The following is a 4,492-nucleotide window of genomic DNA, read 5'->3' on the forward strand; positions in this document are numbered from 1 at the left end:
TGCCGCCGCCGCACTGGCATCGGCCACCGACCAGGTGGCCCAGCAGCTCGATACCTGGCTGCGCCAACAGAAGCGCTGATGCCTGGGGGATGGAGGCGCCCGCTGTGGCGCGCGTCGGCCGCCTGGGTGCTGGGCGCCATGGCGGTGGTGCCGCTGCTGGCCGCCGAGATGGACGACGATGCCTACCGCGAGGCCGTCGCCCAGCTGGATGCACGCGCTGAAAAAGCCCTGGCCCATTGCAAGCGCCTGGCCGCTGGATCAGCTGCGCAGCGCCGCTGCACGGTCGAGGTCGATACCCAGCACGCGGTGGACGCTGCCCAACTGCAGGCGCAGCGCCACCCCAGCGGCAACAACCGCTTCAAGGCCCTGGCCGCCCAGGTGGACCGGCGCCACGCGCTGGCGGTCGAGGACTGCAAGACCCGCCATGCCGGCAACGACAAGGACAGCAAGAGCGCGCAGCAGGACTGCCTGCGCGAGGCCAAGCAAAAGCGCGCAGCCGGCATCCAGGATGCGCACCAGCAGGCGGCCAGCGAGGTGTCCATCTTCACGCCCCCCAAGAGCGAGGCCGAGCGCCAGCGCGAAGCCGATCTGGACACGGCCATCCGCAAGTGCGACAGCCTGCTGGGCGATGCCAATGTGCAGTGTGTGCGCGGGCTGTCGCCTGAAGCTCGCTTGCGCGCCATCAGCCGGGGCAGCGGCGCATCGCCCGCCAAGTAGGCCCTCATTTTTAAGAAAGCAACAAGGCAGCCCTCGGGCTGCCTTGTTGCTTTGGGTGGTGACGAGACGTTCAGAACCGCTGCTGCGCCAGCAACAGCGAGCAGCGCAGCCGCAGCCACATCAGGCGCCGGGCATTGGCCTGCAGCGGCAGCTGGCTGCCACGCTCCAGCCACTGGTCACGCAGTGCGCGCAACTGGCTGCGGCTCATCTGGTGCTGGGCCTGGCGCCATTGCTGGCGCTGCTGTTCCATGCCGGTGTCGGTGTTCATGCGCTCTCCTGGGTGCGTGGGGCAAAGGTCTTGGGGGCGGGGGTGGAAATTGGCTCGGGAGCGTCGCCTTTGCCAAAGGCATACCAGTCGACCTTGCGCGTGGCCACCATCACGATCGCCAGCACGGCAAACAGCGCGAGCGAGCCAACAGCCAGCGCGGTTTGTTCGAGCTGCAGCAGCACAAACAACAGGCCATACATCAGCGCAATCAGCGCTGCAAACGGCAGGCCGCGCCGCAGGCTGCCCAGGATGTGGCTGGCGTAGTAGCCCAGCAGCAGCACGCAGGCGCCCGCGCCAATGGCATAGGCCTGGCTGAAACCCACATGCTCGGACAGGCTGATCAGGAGCAGGAAGAAAATGCACAGCGCCGAGCCCACCAGCAGGTACTGCACCGGGTGTACGCGCAGCTTTTTGAGCACTTCGAACATGGCCACGGCGACAAAGGTCAGCACCACAAAGAGCAGGCCGTACTTGGTGGCGCGGTCGCTCAGGCTATAGGGGTTGACCGGGTCGATGAAGCTGGTGCCGAACTGCTCCAGGCACTGGCTTTCTTCGGTCGCGTAGGGATAGCTGGTGTCGGCCGTGCCCAGGCTGCACAGCGAGCGCTCCTGCACAAAGGCCTGGCGCGCCGATGAGGCCAGCGCCGGGATGCTCCAGCTGGCGTTGAAGCCCTGGTCGCTGATCTCGCGGCTGAGCGGCAGAAAGTTGCCACCAAACGAGGGATGGGGCCAGTCGGCCTGCATGCTGACCTGGTTGGTGCCGCCCAGTGGCACAAAGGCCAGGCGCTCGGTGCCCATCAGCTGCAGCAGCACGACCACTTCCATGGCGCTGCTGTCGTTGCCACTGGCGGCAGTCAGGGGCTTGGTCTGCAGGCCCCGGGTGTAGACGCCGTGGCCGGTGCCTGGCTCCAGCGGCAGCGGCTTGCCATCGACCTGCAAAGTCGCACTGCGGATGCCGCGCGGATCGCTGAGCGGCAGGACCAGGCGCGGCGCATCGCAGTGGCGCACGGCGCTGCCCTCGGGCTTGCCTTGCAGCTGGTTGCCGGGCGCAAAGCGGGCGACCAGCTTGTCGTGCATGAGGAAGGTGTTGACCTGGTAGAGGCCGCGCGCGCGCGGCTGCATCTCGGCCCGCGTCTGGTGGCTGATCTCATCGGGCAGCGCATAGCGCTGAAAGCTGACCAGGCGGGTCTCCACACGCCCCTCGCTGTCCTTGCCGCTGACTTCACGGCTGCAGCGCTGGGCCAGCACCGGACCAAACAGGGTCTGCGACCCTGCGGTGCTGTTGACCACGCTTTGTACCGCGCGGTCGCGGTTGTAGATGCGGTCGCGCACCACGTCGCTGATCATCATCAGCGCCACCAGCAAAAGCGCCATGGTGATGGCCAGGCTCAGGGCCTTTTGCACCAGTCTGTTTTTCATGCATTCCTCGTTGCTCTGTGTATCGGTGCGGCGAGTGTCGGCGGCCCCGGTGAGCCGAGCATGAAGTCTGTGAAGGCAGTGTGAAGTGCAGCGGCCTGCGGCTGAAGGGCTCAGTCCTGGGCCGAGAAATCAAGGCTGGCGCGCAGGCCGGGCTGGGTGTTGGCAAACTGCAGCCGGCCGCCATGGAGCAGCATGATGCGCTGCACGATGGACAGGCCCAGCCCGCTGCCGCTGCGCTCGCCGTTGGGGCGCGGCGTTGTGAAGAAGCGCTCGCCCAGACGGGGCAGCAGGCTGGCCGGCACGCCCGGGCCGCTGTCCTGCACGCTCAGGCGCTGGGGCGCCAAGGTCAATACGATCTGGCTGTGCGCGGGCGAGAAATCCAGCGCATTGGCCAGCAGGTTGCTGATCGCCAGCGTGACCAGGGCCGCATCCCAGGCGCCCTGGCTGTCATCGCCTTGCAGCAGCAGCTGTATGCCTTTTTGCGCGGCGGTGGCCTGCAGCTGCGCGATGGCCTGCTCGGCGCAGGCGCGCAGGCTGGTGTGCTGGCTGGCCGTAGCCAGCGCGCTGCGCTGCTCCAGCTGGCTCAGCTGCATCAGCTGGTCGATCAGGTTTTGCAGGCGCAGGCTCTGGTCCACCACCTGCTGGGCAAACATCGCGCGGTCGGCGGCGGGCAGCTCGTCCTGCAGCAGCTCACCCGCGCCCCGGATGGCGGCGACTGGGCTCTTGAGCTCATGCGTGAGCGCGCGCACATAGCCTTCGATGTAGTCGCGCCCCTCCAGGCGCCGGCGCATCGAATCCATGGCCTGGGCCAGGTCGCCCAGCTCGCCGGGGACATCGGGCACCTCGGGTGTCTTGGGCGCGCGGGTGATGCGACTGCCTTGCGCCTCCTGCAAGGTGGGGCCCTGCACCTGCTGGGCATAGCTGCGCAGCTTGCGCACCTGTACCACCAGCCACCAGGTGATGGCAAAGCCGACGGCCGCCGAGAGCAGCAAAAACAGCACGCCGCCGCGCAGCATCTTGCTTTCGCTGCTGTCGATGATGCTTTGCACCGCATTGGCTGGCTTGGAGACGGTGAGCACGCCGACGATGGCGCCATCCCGCAGGATGGGCGCGGAGACATACATGACGCTGGTGGCCTCGTCGGTGGCCACTTCGCGCGAGGTGCGGGCGCCGTATTCGCCGCGCAAGGTGAGCGCCACATTGCGCCAGCGCGCGTAGTCGGCCCCCACATCCTGGCCGGCGGAATCGAACAGCACGCGGCCCTGGGCATTGGTCACGGTCACGCGTAGGTCGAGTGCGGCCTTGCGCGTGTCCCAGATCCACACCCGCAGCGGTTGCTGGAAGGCGGCCTGCACCTGCTGGGCAAAGCGGCTGTTGCTGCTGTCGCTGCCCAGCTTTCCATAGGCCAGATCATCGCTGGCCTGCGCGGCCAGCAGGTAGGCGGTCTCGACCAGCGTGTCTTCGGTCACCTTGCGCACGCTGGGCTTGATCTCGGCCATGAACACGCGCAGCACAAAAAAGGCCGCCAGCCCGTTGATCAGGAAGAACGCAAACAGCAGGCGGATCCCCAGACGCATGGCCGGTCCTCAGTCGCCATCGCGCAGGCTGTAGCCCATGCCGCGGTGCGTGGTGATGAAGTCGCGGTCGGCCACCACGGTGCGCAGCTTGGCGCGCAGGGTCTTGATGTGGGTGTCGACCGTGCGGTCGGTGCTGTCGCTGTGCAGGCCCCAGACGGCATCGAGCAGATGGTTGCGGCTGAGGATGCGGCCCTGCGCGGCCAGCAGGCTGCTGAGCAGCTGGAATTCGCGCCGCGTCAGATCCAGCAGCACGCCTTGCAGGCGCACGCACTGGCCCGCCTCATCGACCTGGAAGGCAGCACTGGCGGCATGGGGTGGGGCGCTGCTGGCGCTGGCCGGCGCCGGCGCAAATTGCTGGGCACGGCGCAGCAGCGCGCGGGTGCGGGCCACCAGCTCGCGCGGGCTGAAGGGCTTGCTCAGGTAGTCATCGGCGCCCAGCTCCAGGCCCAGTACCCGGTCCACCTCTTCGCCCCGGGCGCTGAGCACCAGGATGGGGGCGGGCGAGCCATTGG

5 protein-coding genes are annotated in these 4,492 nt (G+C 67.8%); 1 reads left to right on the forward strand and 4 read right to left on the reverse strand.

Translation table 11 applies throughout. The features are described 5' to 3' along the window. Positions 1 to 78 precede the first annotated feature (78 nt). Positions 79 to 717 (forward strand): hypothetical protein, encoded by a 639-nt coding sequence (locus tag H928_RS0110790; RefSeq protein WP_148293125.1) that lies wholly within the window; start codon positions 79 to 81, stop codon positions 715 to 717. A 70-nt stretch (positions 718 to 787) separates the two neighbouring features. Here the strand turns inward: H928_RS0110790 and H928_RS0110795 are convergent, their stop codons facing one another. From H928_RS0110795 to H928_RS32300, 4 genes are all read right to left on the reverse strand, one after another. Continuing rightward, the gene (locus H928_RS0110795; RefSeq protein ID WP_021026518.1) at positions 788 to 985 is read right to left on the reverse strand and encodes a hypothetical protein; all 198 of its coding nucleotides are present in this window, start codon (positions 983 to 985) and stop codon (positions 788 to 790) included. Beyond that, positions 982 to 2,403, reverse strand: coding sequence for a cell envelope integrity protein CreD (creD, locus tag H928_RS27210; RefSeq protein ID WP_021026519.1), 1,422 nt, complete (start codon positions 2,401 to 2,403; stop codon positions 982 to 984). Before creD ends, H928_RS0110795 begins: the two co-directional genes overlap by 4 nt. A gap of 110 nt (positions 2,404 to 2,513) precedes the next feature. Further along, a complete protein-coding gene (gene creC, locus H928_RS0110805; RefSeq protein ID WP_021026520.1) occupies positions 2,514 to 3,980 on the reverse strand; it encodes a two-component system sensor histidine kinase CreC in 1,467 nt (488 codons plus the stop codon). A 9-nt stretch (positions 3,981 to 3,989) separates the two neighbouring features. Next, a partial coding sequence (locus H928_RS32300) for a winged helix-turn-helix domain-containing protein (protein ID WP_021026521.1) occupies positions 3,990 to 4,492 on the reverse strand: 503 nt, incomplete at its 5' end.

The organism is Comamonas sp. B-9, from assembly GCF_000410635.1.
GTDB lineage: Bacteria > Pseudomonadota > Gammaproteobacteria > Burkholderiales > Burkholderiaceae_C > Comamonas.

What these genes read in the sequence shown, in the direction of transcription:
- H928_RS0110790 (WP_148293125.1), top strand. Translation starts at nt 79, where the DNA reads ATGCCTGGGGGATGGAGGCGCCCGCTGTGGCGCGCGTCGGCCGCCTGG.
- H928_RS0110795 (WP_021026518.1), bottom strand. Translation starts at nt 985, where the DNA reads ATGAACACCGACACCGGCATGGAACAGCAGCGCCAGCAATGGCGCCAG.
- creD (WP_021026519.1), bottom strand. Translation starts at nt 2,403, where the DNA reads ATGAAAAACAGACTGGTGCAAAAGGCCCTGAGCCTGGCCATCACCATG.
- creC (WP_021026520.1), bottom strand. Translation starts at nt 3,980, where the DNA reads ATGCGTCTGGGGATCCGCCTGCTGTTTGCGTTCTTCCTGATCAACGGG.